The sequence below is a fragment of the Mameliella sp. MMSF_3455 genome (assembly GCF_030733205.1).
In the GTDB taxonomy this organism is placed as follows: domain Bacteria; phylum Pseudomonadota; class Alphaproteobacteria; order Rhodobacterales; family Rhodobacteraceae; genus Antarctobacter.
The window spans coordinates 21,232-38,690 of sequence record NZ_JASHJL010000036.1 but is presented as its reverse complement, the minus strand read 5'-3'; the positions used below and the strand labels follow the sequence as shown (position 1 = coordinate 38,690).

17 protein-coding genes and 1 pseudogene are annotated in these 17,459 nt (G+C 64.7%); 14 read left to right on the top strand and 4 right to left on the bottom strand.

Translation table 11 applies throughout. The features are described from left to right. Window positions 1–35 precede the first annotated feature (35 nt). The 6 genes from RBB42_RS21115 (at window position 36) to RBB42_RS21090 (ending at window position 5,820) form a co-directional block, all read left to right on the top strand. On the top strand, window positions 36–1,064 hold the full coding sequence (locus RBB42_RS21115) for a Gfo/Idh/MocA family protein (protein ID WP_305971599.1): 1,029 nt from the start codon (window positions 36–38) through the stop codon (window positions 1,062–1,064). 18 nt (window positions 1,065–1,082) lie between these two features. Continuing rightward, window positions 1,083–1,394, top strand: a complete 312-nt coding sequence (locus RBB42_RS21110; protein WP_305971598.1) for a MocE family 2Fe-2S type ferredoxin — start codon at window positions 1,083–1,085, stop codon at window positions 1,392–1,394. Window positions 1,395–1,437: 43 nt separating this feature from the next. Beyond that, window positions 1,438–2,625 carry an NAD(P)/FAD-dependent oxidoreductase gene (locus RBB42_RS21105; RefSeq protein ID WP_305971597.1) on the top strand — a complete coding sequence of 396 codons (1,188 nt, stop codon included), beginning with the start codon at window positions 1,438–1,440 and terminating at the stop codon, window positions 2,623–2,625. 20 nt (window positions 2,626–2,645) lie between these two features. Further along, window positions 2,646–3,464 (top strand): 3-methyl-2-oxobutanoate hydroxymethyltransferase, encoded by an 819-nt coding sequence (locus RBB42_RS21100; RefSeq protein ID WP_305971596.1) that lies wholly within the window; start codon window positions 2,646–2,648, stop codon window positions 3,462–3,464. A gap of 82 nt (window positions 3,465–3,546) precedes the next feature. Continuing rightward, window positions 3,547–4,380, top strand: a complete 834-nt coding sequence (locus RBB42_RS21095) for a sugar phosphate isomerase/epimerase family protein (protein WP_305971595.1) — start codon at window positions 3,547–3,549, stop codon at window positions 4,378–4,380. Window positions 4,381–5,064: 684 nt separating this feature from the next. Next, window positions 5,065–5,820 carry an SDR family NAD(P)-dependent oxidoreductase gene (locus tag RBB42_RS21090; protein ID WP_305971594.1) on the top strand — a complete coding sequence of 252 codons (756 nt, stop codon included), beginning with the start codon at window positions 5,065–5,067 and terminating at the stop codon, window positions 5,818–5,820. 111 nt (window positions 5,821–5,931) lie between these two features. On the opposite strand, the gene RBB42_RS21085 is transcribed toward RBB42_RS21090, so the two are convergent. The 4 genes from RBB42_RS21085 to RBB42_RS21070 form a co-directional block, all read right to left on the bottom strand. Then, entirely contained in the window at window positions 5,932–7,008 is a 1,077-nt protein-coding gene (locus tag RBB42_RS21085; protein ID WP_305971593.1) for a PLP-dependent cysteine synthase family protein, read from the bottom strand. A gap of 73 nt (window positions 7,009–7,081) precedes the next feature. After that, window positions 7,082–7,615 (bottom strand): flavodoxin domain-containing protein, encoded by a 534-nt coding sequence (locus RBB42_RS21080; protein ID WP_306043825.1) that lies wholly within the window; start codon window positions 7,613–7,615, stop codon window positions 7,082–7,084. Between the two features lie 99 nt (window positions 7,616–7,714). Continuing rightward, a complete protein-coding gene (locus RBB42_RS21075; RefSeq protein ID WP_305971591.1) occupies window positions 7,715–8,662 on the bottom strand; it encodes a 2-hydroxyacid dehydrogenase in 948 nt (315 codons plus the stop codon). A 15-nt stretch (window positions 8,663–8,677) separates the two neighbouring features. Continuing rightward, window positions 8,678–9,847, bottom strand: coding sequence for a pyridoxal phosphate-dependent aminotransferase (locus RBB42_RS21070; protein ID WP_305971590.1), 1,170 nt, complete (start codon window positions 9,845–9,847; stop codon window positions 8,678–8,680). 171 nt (window positions 9,848–10,018) lie between these two features. Between RBB42_RS21070 and RBB42_RS21065 the strand changes: the two genes are divergently transcribed. The 8 genes and pseudogenes from RBB42_RS21065 to RBB42_RS21030 all read left to right on the top strand — a co-directional run bounded on the left by RBB42_RS21065 (window position 10,019) and on the right by RBB42_RS21030 (window position 17,139). Then, a complete protein-coding gene (locus tag RBB42_RS21065; protein WP_305971589.1) occupies window positions 10,019–10,819 on the top strand; it encodes a crotonase/enoyl-CoA hydratase family protein in 801 nt (266 codons plus the stop codon). Between the two features lie 25 nt (window positions 10,820–10,844). Then, complete coding sequence (locus RBB42_RS21060) at window positions 10,845–11,720, top strand: amidohydrolase family protein (RefSeq protein ID WP_305971612.1); 876 nt, start codon at window positions 10,845–10,847, stop codon at window positions 11,718–11,720. A 147-nt stretch (window positions 11,721–11,867) separates the two neighbouring features. Next, window positions 11,868–12,383: pseudogene (locus RBB42_RS21055) on the top strand (DUF475 domain-containing protein). Continuing rightward, window positions 12,380–12,568: a hypothetical protein gene (locus tag RBB42_RS21050; RefSeq protein ID WP_305971588.1), complete on the top strand. Its 189-nt coding sequence runs from the start codon at window positions 12,380–12,382 to the stop codon at window positions 12,566–12,568. Before RBB42_RS21055 ends, RBB42_RS21050 begins: the two are co-directional and overlap by 4 nt. 140 nt (window positions 12,569–12,708) lie before the next feature. Further along, window positions 12,709–13,989: a flavin-dependent oxidoreductase gene (locus tag RBB42_RS21045; protein ID WP_305971587.1), complete on the top strand. Its 1,281-nt coding sequence runs from the start codon at window positions 12,709–12,711 to the stop codon at window positions 13,987–13,989. 266 nt (window positions 13,990–14,255) lie between these two features. Next, entirely contained in the window at window positions 14,256–15,167 is a 912-nt protein-coding gene (locus RBB42_RS21040) for a sugar ABC transporter substrate-binding protein (RefSeq protein ID WP_305971586.1), read from the top strand. 85 nt (window positions 15,168–15,252) lie between these two features. Then, on the top strand, window positions 15,253–16,365 hold the full coding sequence (locus RBB42_RS21035; protein WP_305971585.1) for an ABC transporter permease: 1,113 nt from the start codon (window positions 15,253–15,255) through the stop codon (window positions 16,363–16,365). Between the two features lie 3 nt (window positions 16,366–16,368). Then, complete coding sequence (locus RBB42_RS21030; RefSeq protein WP_305971584.1) at window positions 16,369–17,139, top strand: ATP-binding cassette domain-containing protein; 771 nt, start codon at window positions 16,369–16,371, stop codon at window positions 17,137–17,139. The last annotated feature ends 320 nt before the right edge of the window (window positions 17,140–17,459 follow it).

The following is a 17,459-nucleotide window of genomic DNA, read 5'->3' as shown; positions in this document are numbered from 1 at the left end:
CCCATCGCACATTTCAGACAGAAAGCAGGCTCGACATGTTGAGAATTGGCGTTGTCGGATACGGCACCGGAGGCCAGCACTTTCACGCCCCCTTTATCGAGGCCGCCGAAGGCTGCGCTCTGGCCGGGGTGGTGGCGCGCGCGCCTGGCACGGTTGCAAAGGTGCGGTCGGATCTGCCGGAACAGCCTGTCTATGCCAGCCTCGGCGAGATGATCGCCAGCGGCGAGGTGGATGCGGTCACGATCACCACGCCGCCCCAGACCCGTCATGATCTGGTGATGGAGGCGATCGACGCCGGGCTGCATGTGATCGCGGACAAACCTTTTGCCCCGAATGCCGACGGCGCACGGCGGTTGGACGAAGCGGCGAACGCCCGGGGCGTGGTGCTGGGCGTGTACCAGAACCGCCGCTACGACAGCGACATCCAGACATTGGCAAAACTGATCGCCGACGGTCGGCTGGGCCGCGTCTGGCGCGTGCATTCGCGGATGGATTTCGACGATCCGGCAACCTTGGAACACGGGCCGACCGGAGGACTTCTGCGCGATCTCGGCTCACATCTGGTGGACCAGATGGTCTGGCTCTTGGGGCCGGTCGTGGCGGTTGACGCGCAGCTAGACCATGTCGACCTGCCCGAGGGGCGCACCGACGCCAGTTTCACCATCACGCTCCGGCATGAGGGCGGCCCGCATAGCCACATCTCGGCCAGCAAACTGAACCATTTCGACCAGCGCGAGTTGCGCGCCTACGGCGATGCAGGATCCTACGTCTCGCACGGGACGGATGTGCAGGCGCAGGCGATCTTTGCAGGCATTCGGCCCGTTCAGGCCCCCGACGCCTGGGGCTATGAGCCCGAAAGCCACTGGGGCACCCTGCGCACCGCCGTGGGCGCGGCCCACGTTCCGTCGGAACAGGGCCGCTATCACGACTACTATGCCGCCTTCGCCCGCGCGGTTCGCGATGGCACGCCGCCGCCGGTGACCGCTGCCTCCGGCGTGCGCACGCTGCAAATCCTCGATGCCGCGCGGCAAAGCGCGGAGGAAAACCGCTCTATCACGCTCTGAACAAAGGGAGAAACCATCATGGCCGACTGGATCGACGCCTGCGCCGCCACCGACATCGACGAAGAAGACGTGATCCGTTTCGATCACGGCGGCCGCACCTTCGTTATCATCCGCGATCACGAGGACAACTATTACTGCACCGACGGCCTCTGCACCCATGAGGACGTGCATCTTGAAGACGGGCTGGTAGTGGAAAACACCATCGAATGTCCCAAGCACGCCTCGATCTTCAACGCCTCCAGCGGCGAGGTCGAAACCCCGCCCGCCTGCGAGAACCTGCACACCTATCCTACCAAGGTCGAGAACGGCCGCGTCTTCGTCGAAATCTGACCCCGCGCGCAGCCTGCGCGCCGCCTGACAAGGTAACCGATCCATGACAGCAATCTTGATCATAGGCGCCGGCGAAAGCGGCGTGCGCGCAGCCTTTGCGCTGCGGGGACAGGGGTTTGACGGCACCATCACGCTGATCGGCGAAGAGGCCGCGCTGCCCTATGAACGCCCGCCGCTGTCAAAGAACCCGCAGGCCGCACCAAAGGCCATCAGGCCCGCGTCAGCCTATGCCGAGGCGGGCATCACGCTTCGGTTGGGTGCGCGGGTGTCCGGGATTGATCCGGCAGCCCGCTCCGTGACCTTGGCGGATGGGGATTGCCTGACCTATGACAGCCTGCTTCTGGCGACCGGCGCGCGGGCGCGCTTGTTCCCCGGCATGGCGGGCTGCCTGACGCTGCGCAGCGACCGGGATGCCACCGCCATTCAGGCCCAGCTGAGGCCGCGTGCGCGCATCGGCATCATCGGCGGCGGTTTCATCGGTCTCGAACTGGCCGCCACCGCTCGCAAGGCCGGGGCCGAGGTCACGGTGATCGAGGCCGCGCCGCGCGTTCTGGGCCGGGCCGTACCACAAGAGATCGCCGCGCGGGTCGCAGATCGCCACGGGGCCGAAGGCGCCCGCCTACTGACCGGCGCGGATGTGGCGGCAGCCGATGCGCGCAGGATCACGCTTGCCGATGGCACCGCGCTCGACTTCGACGCGGTCATCGCAGGTGTCGGCGCGCGGCCAGAGACCGCGCTGGCCGAGGCGGCGGGGATCACGGTGGACAACGGCATCGTCGTGGACGGGCAGTTTCGCACCTCTGACCCGAATATCTTTGCCGCCGGAGATTGCTGCAACTTCCAATGGCGGGGCACGCGCATCCGGCTGGAAAGCTGGAAGGCAGCGCAGGATCAGGGCGCGCATGTGGCCACGGCGATGCTGGGCGGCTCGGACGCCTATGCCAAGGTGCCGTGGTTCTGGTCTGACCAATACGACCTGACACTGCAGGTCGCGGGCCTGTTCGACATGGGCCGCCCCGTCCGCTGCCGCGAAACTGGCGATGACAAGACACTCGTCTTCCAGTGTGACGCCGACGGGCGCCTCTCTGCTGCCGCCGGGATCGGGCCGGGCAACAGGATCGCCAAGGATCTCCGCATCTTCGAAAAGCTCATCGAACGCGGCGCGCGGATCGATCCCCATGTTCTGGCCGACCCTGCCGAAAACCTGAAACGCCAGTTGAAAGCCGCCTGACCAAGGCCGAGGAGGAACAGATGTACCACAACCGCCCCCACGTCGAAGACATCCGCGCAATGAAAAGGCGCGGCGAGAAAATCTCGATGCTGTTTGTCACCACGCCGGACGAAGCCGCCGCCGCCGCCGAGGCAGGCATTCACATGCTGTCGATCGAGGGCCGGTTCTTTGATGCCGAGATGCGCGCCGCCGCCGGTGACTGCTTTGTGCAGGTTGGCCTGCCTTACGGCGGCTGGGGGCAGTTCAACGGGCGTCCCCTTGCCACCGCCGAGGACTATTTGCGCGCGGCCTTTCATTATTCTGCGCTGGGCGGCGACTGCGTTTACTGTTCGGCGTCATACGACATCCAGAAGGTGCTCTGTGACAATCACATCCCGGTGGTTGGCCATATCGGGCTGATTCCGTCCTACATCACGTGGACCGGCTGGCGCGCGGTGGGCAAGACGGCGGATGAGGCACTGGCGCTTTGGCGGCACGTGCAAAAGCTGGAGGAGATCGGCGTTTTCGGGGCAGAGCTGGAGGTCGTCCCCGACCGGGTGGCGAAATTCCTGACCGAGAACTCCTCGCTCATCATGCTGGGCATGGGCGCGGGAAAATACGCCGACGCGCAATACCTCTTTACCGAGGATATCTGCGGCTACGGCAAGAACCACAAGCCGCGCCACGGCAAGGTCTATCGCAACTTCGCCCCGGAACTGGCCCGGCTACAGGCCGAACGCGTCGCAGCGATGAAGGATTTCAAGGCCGACGTGGACGCCGGTGGCTACCCGGGACCAGAGCACAGCGTCCCGATCAAGGACGAAGACTTCGTCGCCTTCATGGAAACGGTGAACGGCTGACATCGGCCCGTCCCGATGCCCTTCACACACCACTGTCGCGGCCCGTGCCACGGCGCGGCGGCCTCACTCATGGAAATTTGTCATGCCTGATCTTCACATCCTGCAATCGCTCTGGGGCATGGAGCGGCACCAGTCTGATGGCATGGAATGGTCCACCGAAGAAAAGTTCGAGATGATCGCAAATGCCGGGTTCGATGGCATCTGCACCCATTTCCACACCCGCGCCGATGTCGACAAATGGATCGGGCAGGCGCGCGACCGGGGCTTTGTCGTCGAAGGTCAGGCCTTTCCACGTGACATCGACGACCTGCGCCCGGCGCTGGAACTGGCCGCCGAGCACAAGATCCATCACCTGACCATCCAGCCGGACGTGCGCCCCTACGATGTCGCCTCCAGCCTGCCGATCCTCGCAGGATGGCAAGAACTGTCCAGGGAATACGGTGTCCCGGTGCTGGTCGAGACCCACCGCGGCATGATGACCAACGACCTTTGGTCAACGCGCGAGATGATCGACAAGCTGGGCGACCTGCCGTTGCTGGCCGACCTGTCGCATTATGTCTGCGGTCAGGAAATGACCATGCCGATCTCGCCGGTGAATCAGGCGATGATCGCCCGTATCCTGCGCCATGCGCGGGGATTTCACGGGCGCGTCTCAAGCGCCGAACAGATCCAGATCGAGATCGGCTTCCCCTATCACAAACCCTGGGTCGACCAGTTCGCGGCGTGGTGGGCAATGGGCTTCGGCGACTGGCTGGCGCGGGGTGCCCCCGGCGGCAGCCTGACCTTCACCGTGGAACTTGGGCCGAAACCTTATGCCATCTCCGGCCCCGACGGCGACGATTTATCCGACAGATGGGAGGACGCGCTAAATATTCGAGAAATCGTCAGGGATCTTTGGTCGCGGGTTGCTGCCTGAATCGTGCATGGCAATTCGATGCGATGCGGCTTACTTGGTCCGGAATATGGTGCATTGATAGCCATCCTTGGCGGTCGGCTCAGTCCAATTCGCTTTGCCAGCCTCTTTTAAGCAGTTGAACTTGAATCACACTCCCTTCGCGCTCACAAGCGATGTCCATTCTTCCCAGCATTCACGATTGTTTCTTGTCGGCTCAGACGTCGCGAGGTGACCTTGCCGCGATCGCAGAGAAATCTCGCCTCCGCCATACCCAACAATACTTCAGATGAAGCGGGCCCGCTGCGCGAATAGCGGCTTCCGATGTCCGATAGCGACGTACTCGCGACCGCAGCGAAAGCCCGATTTCCGCCGATTCTTTGGATAAACAACGTGTTGCTGACGCAGAAAGTGGTATCTATTTCGTGCGCGAGCGCCTTTCCTGTCAGGCTTTCCGAGGTTGCTGCGGTGCAGGAAAGATCTTGGCCTGTTTGCGGAGGTTCTGGGCGGTTGCGGCGGAACTGCTTGAGCGCGTGCGAATAGTTTGCCTGGCGGCTATAAGAGCGCTAAAACCAAAAATGTCAGGTCAGCTGGCAAGCGCTGTCGGCTTTTCGTACGGCGCTTGAGCACGACGCAACCCAAGTTGTTTCTCTGGGTGCAAACAACGGCCGATCAGCGCCCCCTACCCCGCCAACCACGGAGAACAGCATGCCAGACTTCGCGATCTACCCAAGCCTCAAGGGCAAGACCGTCTTCATCACCGGCGGCGCCTCGGGCATCGGCTCCGAGATGGTCCGCGCCTTCGCGGCGCAGGGCGCGCGCACCGGCTTTGTCGATTTCGACCGCGAGGCCGGCGAGAAACTCGCCGCCGAGACCGATGGCGAGGTCCTCTTCGACTATTGCGACCTGCGTGAGATCGACCAGCTCAAGGCCAGCTTCGCCCGCCTGGCCGAGTCCCTTGGCCCCGCCACGGTGCTGGTCAACAACGCCGCCCGCGACGACCGCCACAGCTGGCAGGACGTCACCCCCGAGTACTGGGACGAGCGCATGGCCACCAACATCCGCCACCAGTTCTTTGCCATCCAGGCCGTCGCACCCGGCATGATCGAGGCCGGCGGCGGGTCGATCATCAACATGGGATCGAACAGCTGGTGGGAGGCGGGCGGCGGCATGCCTGCCTACACCACGGCGAAATCCGCCGTGCACGGGCTGACCCGGACGATGGCCCGCGACCTGGGCGAGCATAGCATCCGCGTCAACGCCATCGTGCCCGGCTGGATCATGACCGAACGGCAGAAAGAACTCTGGGTCACGCCGGAATCGATCGACAAGCACCGCCAGCGGCAATGCCTGCCGGACCTGATCGAACCGGTCTACCTGGCACGCATGGCACTTTTCCTGGCCTCCGACGACAGCGCCATGTGCACCGCGTCGAACTACATGGTCGAAGCCGGGTCCATCTGATCGGTTGACCAGGGCCGCAAGTTCGTCGTCCGCCTCATCATGTCGGCCAGCCGGGGTCGTGGCGCCCCGGCTGGCAGAGCCTTGGCCTTGGTGCGGGGACCCGTTCCTGTCCTATTCCGCGGCCATCTGGGCCGTGGGCGTCGACAGCGAAATCGCCCGTTCCTCCTCGGTCATGTCCTCGGGCAGGCCTTCGAACAGGGGCGTCGAGAGATAACGTTCACCCGTGTCGGGCAGCATGACCAGCATGACCGAACCTTCGGGCGCGCTCTCTGCCGCCTTCATCGCCACGGCGAAACTGGCGCCGCCGGAGATCCCGGTAAAGATCCCCTCTTCCGCCGCCAGCCGCCGCGACCAGGCAACGCCATCGGGACCGGGCACCGGGATCAACTCGTCGTAATAGCCTTTGTCGATGCTCTCCTGCAGCACCCAGGGAATGAAATCCGGCGTCCAGCCCTGGATCGGGTGAGGTTCGAAGTTCGGGTGACTCTCGGTGGGCTGATGCGCCTCGTTGCGGGTATTGGTGTAGCCCGAGCCCACCAGCGCGGCATTGGCCGGTTCGCTGAGGATGATCTTCGTGTCCGGGCGTTCCGCGCGCAGAACGCGCGCCACACCCGAGACCGTGCCCCCGGTGCCGTAACCGGTGACAAAGTAATCCAGCCGCTCACCGTCGAAATCGCTCATGATCTCGCGCGCGGTGGTGCTTTCGTGGATATCGGCGTTGGCCGAAGTCTCAAACTGGCTGGCCAGGAACCAGCCGTTCGCCTCGGCCAGTTCCTTGGCCTTGGAATACATGCCGAACCCCTTGAGCGCCTTGGGCGTCAGCACGACCTTGGCCCCCAGGAAACGCATCAGCCGCCGCCGTTCGACAGAGAAGCTCTCGGCCATGGTCACCACCAGCGGATAGCCCTTGGCGGCACAGACCATCGCCAGCCCGATACCGGTGTTGCCGCTGGTCGCCTCGACCACGGTCTGCCCCGGTTTCAGCGTTCCGTCCCGTTCGGCCTGCTCGATGATACCGATGGCCAGGCGATCCTTGACCGAGCCCGCCGGGTTGAAGGCCTCGAACTTGACGTAGACAGTGACATGGTCTGGCGCGATGCGGTTGATGCGGATCGCAGGTGTGTTTCCGATCGTGTCGAGCACGCTGTCATAGCGGCGCCCCCGACCCTCGGTGCTGCGCTGAGTCATGGTCTTCCTCCCGTTGTTCACCCGACCGTCGCGGGCCCTTGAAGGAAGCCTAACCGATTCTGCCCGCCGAATGTCAGCCCTTCGCCGCGATCCAGTCATCGAGGGCCGTCCCCAGGGCCTGCCAGTCGGTGTATTCGCGATCCTTGTCCGGATCGGCCTGCGGGTCCTTGGCCGCAACGATGCGGCGCATGACGAAACGGCGGAAGATGTCGTAGTCGGAGGGCCGGTAGGCGCCTGCCACCTGCAGCACCTTTCTTGGGTGCCAGTCTGTCGCCTGCGCAAAATCCGTCACGATCCGGTCGAGGTCGGCCCATTCCTCGGCGTCATGTCCGGCAGCGGCCAGCGAGACGGACACGAAAAACACCGGCAGGCGGTCCAGCGCGGCTCCGTGCCGGGCCGCGAATTCGCCCATCTCCTTCTGGTAATGCCCCAGGTGGACCGAGGCGGCCAGGATCACCCGGTCAAACCGCGCGAGGTCGATGTCCCCTGCTTCCGCGACGGGCAACAGTTCGACCGAATGCCCCTGATCGGCCAGCCGGTCCATGAGGAACCGGGCGATCCTGCGGGTCTGCCCCTCGGTCGAGGCATAGGCGATGAGCGTCTTCATGGGCGTCCCTCCTGTCGCGCGAAGGATGCCGAAACGCCCGCGGCCCTGCCTTGACCCAGGTCATGTGGCGCAGGGCGGGGCTCGCCCCGCCGCGCGGCCTCAGTTGACTGGCGTCACCAGCGGCTCGCCCTTCAGGAAGGCCGCCACGTTGGCCAGCTGCAATTCCGCCATCGCGGTCCGCGTCTCGACGCTCCCCGACCCCTGGTGCGGCTGCAACACAACGTTGTCCAGTTTCAGGAACCGCGGGTCGATGTTGGGCTCGTTCACGTAGACATCCAGCCCCGCGCCCGCGATCTCTCCGGCCTCAAGCGCATCCAGCAACGCGCCTTCGTCGATGGTCGTCCCGCGCGAGATGTTGATGACCACGCCGCGCGGCCCCAGCGCCTGGATCGCCTCGCGGGTCACATGGCCTTTGGTCTCGGCCCCGCCGACCAGTGCGATCACCAGGAAATCCACCGCTTTCGCCAAAGACACCACGTCCGAATGATAGGTCCAGCCCGGTGTCTCCTTCTCGGTGCGCGAGGAATAGTGGATCTCGCACTTGAAGGCGGCCAGCCGGTCGGCGATCTCGCGCCCGATGCGGCCCAGACCCACGATCCCCACGGTCGAACCGGAGACCTTGCGGTTGAGCGGGATCTCCCCTTCCTGCGCCCAGCGCGCCGAGGCGACATGTGCATGGCCGCGGATCATCGTCCGCGCCTGCGCGATCATCAGCCCCACCGCCAGGTCGGCCACGTCATCCGACAGCACGTCCGGCGTGTTTGTCACCGCGATGCCGCGCGCGCTGGCGGCCTCGACGTCGATGGCATCATAGCCCACGCCGTAATTGGCGATCACCCCCAGTTGCGGGAACAGGTCCATCCGGTCCCCGCCAAAGGGCGCGTGACCCTTGTAGGCCACCGCGCGAATGCTGGCCCGCAGGCTCGAATCCAGCCCCGCCATGTCGTCCGGCCCGTCGACATACACCGCCGGATAGGCCGTACTCAGCCGGTCACGCTCGTCTTGATTGAAGCTCTTGCCGCAGATCAGCAGTTGCGTATCGCTCATGGCTTTGGCCTTTCGTCACAGAAGTTTGCGGATGCGCGAAAGCGCCTCCAGGATGTTCTCGGTCGAGTTGGCATAGGAGAACCGCAGGTAGCCCTCGCCCCAGGCGCCGAAGGATGTCCCCGCCACCGTCGCCACGCCCGCCTCTTCGAGAAAGCGTGCCTCGGCCTCTTTCGAGGTCAACCCGGTGCCCTCGACATTGGGGAAGGCATAAAAGGCGCCCGCCGCATCGGCGCAGCGCACGCCGGGCAGCGCGTTCAATTCACGGACGATGACCTGGCGGCGCTCGTCGAAGGCGGCGACCATGTCGCGCACCGCGTCCTGCGGCCCGTCCAGCGCGGCGATCCCGGCGTATTGCGTCGCCGCGTTCACGCAGGAATGGTCGTTGATGCACAGCCGCGTGGCATGGTCGACCAGTTGATCGGGCCAGACCGCGTAGCCGATCCGCCAGCCGGTCATGGCATAGGTCTTGGACCAGCCGTCCAGCATGATCAGCCGGTCGCGGATTTCCGGGTAGTTCAGCAACGAGACATGTTCGCGCCCGCCGTAAAGCATGTTGGAATAGATCTCGTCCGACATCAGCGCCACATGCGGGTGATCGGCCAGACCGGCCACCAGCTTGTCGATCTCTTCCTTGGGCGTCACGCCGCCGGTCGGGTTGGCGGGCGAGTTGATGATGATCAGCCGCGTCTTCTCGGTGATCTGGCCCAGCACCTCTTCGGCGGAAAAGGCGAAATCGTTTTCTTCCTTCAGCGCGATGGGCACCGGCGTGGCGCCGGAATACTTGATGACGCTTTCGTAGATCGGAAAGCCCGGGTTGGGATACATGATCTCCGCCCCCGGTTCGCCGAACATGAGAACGGCAAAGAACATGGTCGGCTTGCCGCCCGGCACCACCACCACGTTGTCGGGGTTCACTTCGGCGCCATGCCGTCGATGCAGGTCGGCGGCCACCGCCTCGCGCAGCGCGGGAATGCCGTTGGCCGGTGTATAGCCGTGGTGGCCGTCGCGCAGCGCCTTGATCCCGGCCTCGACGATATGGTCGGGCGTGGCGAAATCGGGCTGCCCGATGCCAAGATTGATGATGTCGCGCCCCTCGGCGGCCAGCTTGCCGGCCCGCGCAAGAACCACGAATGCGGATTCGGTGCCCAGCCGCGACATGCCCGCGGCAAGTTTCAGATCACTCATGCGTCCTCCCCGGCGCCTCGTTTCGCCAGTTTGGTATACCAGAAGAACCGCAAGGAAAAGCGGTTATGCCATCCTCCCAAAGCGCAAGCCCGATTGACTCCATCGGCGAAAATTGTTTACTTGGAAACTAACTTGCCGCCAGCGCGGCACCCTGGGGAGGAGTTTTCCGACATGACGGCACAACCGGAAACGATGGGCGACGGCCTGATCACCTATGAACTGGACGGCGACATCGCCGTCATCGGGCTGAACCGTCCGGACAAGCGCAACGCCCTGTCCGACCGCTTTGTGATCGCACTGGGCCAGGCCGTGGCCCGCGCCACGGCAGAGGCCCGCGCGGGCGTGATCCACGGTCATGGAAAGAACTTCAGCGCCGGGCTGGACCTTGCCGAACATTCCGAAAAACCGCTCTTCGAGGCGGTCAAGGGGTCGCGCCTCTGGCACCGCACCTTCGAGACCATCGAACTGGGCGAGATCCCCTTTGTCGCCGCCATCACCGGCGCGGCCGTGGGTGGCGGGTTCGAGCTGGCCTCCAGCACCCATATCCGCGTGGCCGAGGAAAGCGCCTTTTTCGCCCTGCCAGAGGGCACGCGCGGCATCTTTGTCGGCGGCGGCGGCTCGGTCCGCATCTCGCGGTTGATCGGCCCTGCGCGCATGGGCGACATGATGTTGACCGGGCGCTCTGTCTCGGCCAGTGACATGGAACGCTGGGGCGGCGTGTCCTATGTCGTCGAGGACGGCACGGCCCTGTCCCGCGCGCGTGAGATCGCGCATCGCATGGCGGAAAACGCCGAGTTCACCAATTACGCCATCCTCAACGCCCTGCCCCGCATCGCGGACATGTCCGCCGACGACGGGCTGTTCACCGAGGCGATGGTGGCCTCGCTGGCCACCATGACGCCCGAGGCGAAACAGCGTCTCAAGGACTTCCTAGAAAAGCGCGCCGCCAAGGTGCAGGCGCCCACCAGCTGACCGAAGGCATAGGAGAGAGACCATGATGAACCTCGACGACCTGGTTGCCATCGACATCCACACCCATGCCGAAGAACCCTGCTGCGGTCCCCGCGACGATGGCTATGACGAATTCCAGGCCGGCATGGCCAGGTATTTCAAGAACCCGGCGGGCGCATCGGGGATGCTGCCCTCGGTCCAGCAGACAGCCGAGTATTTCCGCGAGCGCAAGATCGGCGCGGTGATCTTCCCGGTCGATGCCGAACGCGAAACCGGGTTCCGCCGCTACTCGAACGAGGAAGTGGCCCAGATCGCCGCCGAGAACGACGACATCCTGATCCCCTTCGCCAGCATTGACCCCTCCAAGGGCAAGGCCGGCGCCCGCGAGGCACGGCGCCTGGTCAAGGAATTCGGCGTCAAGGGGTTCAAGTTCCACCCGACGATGCAGGGGTTCTACCCCAACGAACGCTGGGCCTATCCCCTGTACGAGGCGATTGCCGAGGAAGGCGCGGTCATGTTGTTCCACACCGGCCAGACCGGCGTCGGCTCGGGGATGCGCGGCGGCATGGGGATGCGTCTGAAATACTCCAACCCGGTGCATGTCGACGACGTGGCGGTGGATTTCCCGGACACGCCCATCGTCCTGGCGCACCCCTCGTTTCCCTGGACCGAAGAGGGTCTGATGGTCGCCCAGCACAAGCCCAACGTCTACATCGACATGTCCGGCTGGTCGCCCAAGTATTTCCCGAAGATCTTCGTGCAATACGCCAACACGATCCTGAAGAAGAAGATGCTCTTCGGCTCCGACTGGCCCGCCATCACGCCGGATCGCTGGCTCAAGGATTTCGAGGAGCTGGACATCCGCGACGAGGTGCGCCCGCTGATCCTCAAGGAAAACGCCAAGCGCCTGCTGAACCTCTGACACCACCCGGGGCTTCTTCTCTCCAAAAATACTCATTCGGCGCGCATGTCATCACGGGCAACGCGCGCGGCTTTTGCCTTGCCCCCGCCACCGGGCCGAACGAGGCGCTGATCCTCGCCGCGCGAGCCGCAGGAATACGCCCACATCATGGAAGGCGCGCATCTGTCGATCTCGGCCTTCGGCGGCACCTTCCTGATGATGGTCGCGCTGAGCCAATGCATGGACGAGGAAAAAGAGGTCAACCGGGTGAAGGCGCTGGAAAGCCGTCTGCGCGACTGGTCCGGGATTCGCGGCACTAAGGTTGCACTTGTTCTGGCCGTCGCCGTGGGGTTTACCGTCAGCCTTCCGGCCGGCCAGGGTGCCGAGGTCCACTTTGCCCCGGTCTGTGGGCTGCTGACCTTTCTCTACCGCTAGCTGCTGGACACCTCGTTCAGCTTTGACGCGGTGATCGGCGCATTTGCCCTGACCCAGAACCTGTTCCTGATCGCCATCGGGCTCGGCATCGGCGCCTTCTATTCCGTGCTCGTGCTGTCGATCATCATGTTCGCCCAGTCGCTGCCCCATGTACCCGAGGTCATCACCGGCCTCCTGAGCGCCTGCCTGATAGGCCTGTCGCTGCTCGCCTCGATCCGACACGAAGGCCGCGCGGAGGGCAACGGATGAGCCACGCTTCCTCCCGCCGTGCGCTCTGGATGCAGAAGTTCGCGGACCAGGTCACCGATGCGCCGACCGAAAAGATCCGCGCCGGAACGCTGGCGCCGGGCGACCTCACGTCGCGCGGACTTCCACGCCCCCGCGCGGATGGCGCGCCCGGATGCGCGATCACCTGCTGCGGTCGCTGGCCCTGATGGAGCAGATCAAGGTCTCTCGCTGAGCCCGCACACCCACAAGCTGTGCGCGACAGCACGCCATTCTCCCTTGCGTAGCAACCAATTGCTTCGGCTGAAATTCTGGCATACCAGTTCAGCGCCCAGAAACGGAGAGCGCAATGACCCGTGTCATCATCGCAGGCGGCGGCATCGGTGGTCTTGTCACCGCGCTCACGCTGCACCAGATCGGCCTGTCCTGCACCGTCTACGAGGCGGTGCGCGAACTCAAACCGCTGGGCGTCGGCATCAACCTGCAACCCAACGCGGTGCGCGAGCTGTTCGACCTCGACATCGGCCAGGAACTGCTGGACCGCTGCGGTGTCCCGGCCCGCGAATGGGCGCTGGTCGGGCTCGGCGGCGCCGACATCCATTCCGAACCGCGCGGGCTGGAGGCCGGGTACAACTGGCCGCAATACGCCGTCCACCGGGGCCGGTTCCACATGGCGCTCTATGATCTCGTGCTGGACCGGTTGGGCCCCGACGCGGTGCAGACGGGCTGCCGTGCGGCCGGCTATACCCAGAATGAGGACAGCGCGACGCTGCACCTGGAATGCGCCGGGGGCACGCGCACCGATACCGCCGACCTGCTGATCGGGGCCGAAGGCATCCATTCCGCGATCCGAGCGCAGATGCATCCCGACCAGCCCCCGATCCACTGGGGCGGCGCGCTGATGTGGCGGGGCACCACGCGGGCGAAACCGATCCGCACCGGGTCGAGCTTTGTCGGCCTTGGCACGCACCGGCACCGGATGGTGATCTACCCGATCTCCGCCCCCGACGAGAACGGGCTGGCCGAGATCAACTGGATTGCCGAACGCACCCTGGGCGAGGACGAGGACTGGACCGAAACCGGCTGGTTCCGCGAGGTGCCGATCGACAGTTTCGTGCATCATTTCGACCAGTTCCGCTATGACTGGCTGGACGTGCCGACGATGATCCGGGGCGCTTCGCGCGCCTTTGAAAACCCGATGATCGACCGTGACCCGGTGCCGACATGGGTGCAGGGCCGCGTGGCATTGATGGGGGATGCGGCCCATGCGATGTATCCCACCGGGTCGAACGGGGCCAGCCAGGCGGTGATCGACGCCCGCACCCTGGGCGCAAGCCTGCTGGAACACGGTGTCCGCCCCGAAGCGCTCAGGGCCTATGACGCGCGCCTTTGCGACCCGGTGTCCAGGCTGATCCTGCGCAATCGCGGCGCCGGTCCCTTTGGCCTGCTCAACCTTGTCGACGAACGCTGCGGCGGGCATTTCGACGACATCGACAGCGTGATCCCCCCGAACGAGCGCGAGGCCTTTCTGGCCGACTACAAGGCCGCGGCCGGTTTCGCCATCGAGACGCTGAACGCCGCGCCGCCGATCATCGGTCGCGACGCAAGGGTTTTCGCCCCTTCGGCCTGAAATGATGGAATCCTCTCAGGATGCGGGGTCACAGCCCCTCATCCATGAGGGAATTTGACCACTGAAACAGCCGAAATCCTCGACGCAACCACCTTCGGTCGTTAGCGATAACGCCACCCGCCACGGGGGGACGGGAGGAGGCATCATTCATTGCTGACAACTCCCCGGGGCGTTGCTAGGCTTTCAACCGGAGAACAGCTCCGGAAGAGAGCCGATCCGCACCAAATGCCCGGGAAAACGGGCAATTGTCCAATGGAGGAGACACCATGAAAAAGATCCTGCTTGCCACCGCTGCCATCGCGGCGATGGCCTCTGCCGCTGCGGCCGAACGCTATGTCATGATCACCCACACCCAGGGCACCGACCCGTTCTGGCCGGTGGTCGAGAAAGGCGCCAAGGATGCCGCTGCCGCCGTCGGTGCAACGCTGGAATACAATTTCGATCCTTCCGGCGACATGTCGGCCATGGCCAAGCTGATCGAGGCCGCCGCCGCGACCGACCCGGACGGCATCATCGTCTCGCTGCCCGATGCAGATGCGCTTGGCGGCGCGATCCGCAGCGCCGTGGACGCGGGCATCCCCGTCATCACCATCAACTCCGGCCTTGAGAACTCCAAGGATGTGGGCGCGCTGATGCACGTCGGCCAACCGGAATACGACGCCGGCAAGGCCGCGGGCGAACGCGCCAAGGAAGAAGGCGTGACCAACGGCCTGTGCCTCAACCAGGAAGCCTACAACACCGCGCTGGTGGATCGCTGCACCGGCTATTTCGACGCCTTCGGGCAGGAACTGAACCAGATCGACGTGTCGAACGACGTCACCCAGATCAAGACCCGCACCGCCGCCGCCCTGCAGGCAGACGAGAGCATCGACGGCCTGATGGCGGTTGGCCCCCACGTCTGCGAAGCGGCATGGGAAGCGGTCGAGGAAGTGGGCGCCGACGTGCACCTGGCCTGCTTCGACCTGTCGCCCGGCGTGATGGATCTGATCGAGGCGGGCCACGTCTCCTTCACCATCGACCAGCAGCAGCGCCTGCAGGGTTACATGCCGGTCATCGTCCTGCACCTCTACAACACCAACGCAGGCATGCTACCGGGTGCCAACGTGACCTCCGGCCCGGGCTTCGTGGATGCTTCGAACGCCGCCGACGTGAAATCGCAGGCGGGCGTGAACCGCTGATCGCGGGCACATTCGGAAACATCGCGGGGACAGGCAGCCAAACCTGTCCCCTTTTTCGATACATCCTTACATACTGGGGGGTCTCATGTCTGACCGCAGCGAAGCGGACCGGCTGACGCAGGAAACCACCTTCATGCGCCTTGTGCGCCGCCCCGAGGCCGGGGCCTTCATCGTCATGCTCGTCGTCGTGACCGCGATCACCTTTGCCTCGGACTTCAAGGCGTTCAACGCGCTGGGGCTGAAGAACAACATCGCCATCATCTCGCAGTTCGGCATCATCGCCACCGGCGCCGCAATGCTGATGATCGCCGGGGAATTCGACCTCTCCATCGGCTCGATGATCGGATTTGCCGGCATGTCGATGGCCATGATGCTGAAATGGGGGCTGCCCTTCGGGTTGGGAGAGGCGACACCGCTTACCGCCTTTGTCCTGACCATGTGCATGACGCTGTTCATCGGATGGATGATCGGAACGATCGTCGTGCGTTCGGGCCTGTCCAGCTTCATCGTGACGCTGGCCTTCCTGTTCTTCCTGCGCGGCCTGACAGAGGTCTGCTTCCGCCTCATCAACCAGTCCACCCAGATCTCGGGTCTGCCCGATTTCAAGGAGGAAAGCTGGGTCGCCTGGATCCTGGGCGGCGAGGTCTTCGGCTGGGTCTACGACCTGTGGTTCCAGCTGGGCGGCAACATCAACCGCCGCGGGGAACAATGGGTCGACGGGTTCGACGCGCGGTTCCTGTGGTGGATCGTGGTCGCCTTCTGCGCATGGTTCGTGCTGTCGCGTACCCAGATCGGCAACTGGATCTACGCCACTGGCGACAACAAGGACAGCGCCCGCGCCAACGGCGTGCCGGTGAACAAGGTCAAGATCGGCCTGTTCATGTTCACCGCCTTCTGCGCCACCATGTTCGCGGCCTGCCAGGTCTATGACACCAACACCGCCGATGCGGCCAAGGGCAACCTGATGGAACTGAACGCCATCGCCATCGCCGTCGTGGGCGGCACGCTGATGACCGGCGGTTTCGGCTCGGTCATCGGGGTCGCTTTCGGCGCCGTGACCTTCGGGCTGGTGGCCAACGCGGTCTTCTACATTCCCTGGCTCGACGGTTCCTTCTACCGGGTCTTCGTGGGTCTTGTCCTGCTGGCCGCGGTCTTTGCCAACGAACGCATCCGCAAGCGCATCACCGGGGGGATCTGAGCCATGACCGAACCCTATCTCCGCGTCGAAAACCTCGTAAAGAAATTCGGCCCCTTCATGGCCCTGAACGGCGTCAACCTCGAGGTCTACCCGGGCGAGGTCCACGCCCTTCTGGGGGACAACGGGGCCGGCAAATCCACCCTGATCAAGACCCTGGCGGGCGTGCACCAACCGACCTCCGGCCAGCTCTACATCGAGGGCAAGCCAGTCAACTTCCGCTCGCCCCGCGATGCCTCGGACGCGGGCATCGGCACGGTCTACCAGGACCTTGCCGTGAACCAGCTGATGAGCGTGACGCGCAACTTCTTCATGGGGCGCGAGTTGAAGGGCCCGCTGGGCACCCTGCGCATGGCCGAGATGGACAAGATCGCCCATGACGAGATGCTCAAGATCGGCATCGACTTCAGCGATCCGACCCAGGCGGTGGGCACCATGTCCGGCGGTCAGCGCCAGACGCTGGCCATCGCCCGCGCCATCTACTTTGGCGCCAAGGTCCTGATCCTGGACGAGCCGACCAGCGCGCTGGGGCAGAAGCAGCAGATGGAGGTCCTGAAGACGATCAAGCGCGTGCGCAAGCGCGGCGACATCGCCATCATCTTCATCACCCACAACGAGATCCACTCGCAGCTTGTGGCCGACCGGTACACCTTCCTTGCGCTGGGACAGGTGATCGGCGCGGGCAAGGCGGGCGAGCTCAGCCACGACGAGATCCGCCGCCTGATGGCCGGCGGGGCCGAGATGAAGGACCTCGAAGGCGAACTGGCGGCGATCTGACGCCGCCCCCGGCAGGAGCCCGCGCTTGCAGCCGCGGGCCCCTGCCACTGGCTGCAAGGCAGATTGGCAAAGCCGATCTGGCGGCCGTAGGCAGTACCCCATTGTTTCATCCGCCGAGGGCACGCGATGACAAGGCTGATCCCGCTGGGGCAGGACCTCTGGACTGTTGACGGCCCGCCGATCCGGGGCGCCGCCGGGTTCGATTTCCCCACCCGAATGTGCGTCGCCCGCCTGCCGGACGGCGGGCTTTGGATACCCCCCCATCGCGCCCGATCCTGCGCAGGCCGAGGAGCTGACCGACCTGGGGCCGGCGCGGCTAC

Bases quoted from the DNA above. Each gene is read 5' to 3' on its own strand.
- RBB42_RS21040 (WP_305971586.1), top strand. From the start codon at position 14,256: ATGAAAAAGATCCTGCTTGCCACCGCTGCCATCGCGGCGATGGCCTCT.
- RBB42_RS21035 (WP_305971585.1), top strand. From the start codon at position 15,253: ATGTCTGACCGCAGCGAAGCGGACCGGCTGACGCAGGAAACCACCTTC.
- RBB42_RS21070 (WP_305971590.1), bottom strand. From the start codon at position 9,847: ATGAGTGATCTGAAACTTGCCGCGGGCATGTCGCGGCTGGGCACCGAA.
- RBB42_RS21115 (WP_305971599.1), top strand. From the start codon at position 36: ATGTTGAGAATTGGCGTTGTCGGATACGGCACCGGAGGCCAGCACTTT.
- RBB42_RS21080 (WP_306043825.1), bottom strand. From the start codon at position 7,615: ATGAAGACGCTCATCGCCTATGCCTCGACCGAGGGGCAGACCCGCAGG.
- RBB42_RS21030 (WP_305971584.1), top strand. From the start codon at position 16,369: ATGACCGAACCCTATCTCCGCGTCGAAAACCTCGTAAAGAAATTCGGC.
- RBB42_RS21110 (WP_305971598.1), top strand. From the start codon at position 1,083: ATGGCCGACTGGATCGACGCCTGCGCCGCCACCGACATCGACGAAGAA.
- RBB42_RS21100 (WP_305971596.1), top strand. From the start codon at position 2,646: ATGTACCACAACCGCCCCCACGTCGAAGACATCCGCGCAATGAAAAGG.
- RBB42_RS21105 (WP_305971597.1), top strand. From the start codon at position 1,438: ATGACAGCAATCTTGATCATAGGCGCCGGCGAAAGCGGCGTGCGCGCA.
- RBB42_RS21090 (WP_305971594.1), top strand. From the start codon at position 5,065: ATGCCAGACTTCGCGATCTACCCAAGCCTCAAGGGCAAGACCGTCTTC.
- RBB42_RS21095 (WP_305971595.1), top strand. From the start codon at position 3,547: ATGCCTGATCTTCACATCCTGCAATCGCTCTGGGGCATGGAGCGGCAC.
- RBB42_RS21060 (WP_305971612.1), top strand. From the start codon at position 10,845: ATGAACCTCGACGACCTGGTTGCCATCGACATCCACACCCATGCCGAA.
- RBB42_RS21075 (WP_305971591.1), bottom strand. From the start codon at position 8,662: ATGAGCGATACGCAACTGCTGATCTGCGGCAAGAGCTTCAATCAAGAC.
- RBB42_RS21085 (WP_305971593.1), bottom strand. From the start codon at position 7,008: ATGACTCAGCGCAGCACCGAGGGTCGGGGGCGCCGCTATGACAGCGTG.
- RBB42_RS21065 (WP_305971589.1), top strand. From the start codon at position 10,019: ATGACGGCACAACCGGAAACGATGGGCGACGGCCTGATCACCTATGAA.
- RBB42_RS21045 (WP_305971587.1), top strand. From the start codon at position 12,709: ATGACCCGTGTCATCATCGCAGGCGGCGGCATCGGTGGTCTTGTCACC.
- RBB42_RS21050 (WP_305971588.1), top strand. From the start codon at position 12,380: ATGAGCCACGCTTCCTCCCGCCGTGCGCTCTGGATGCAGAAGTTCGCG.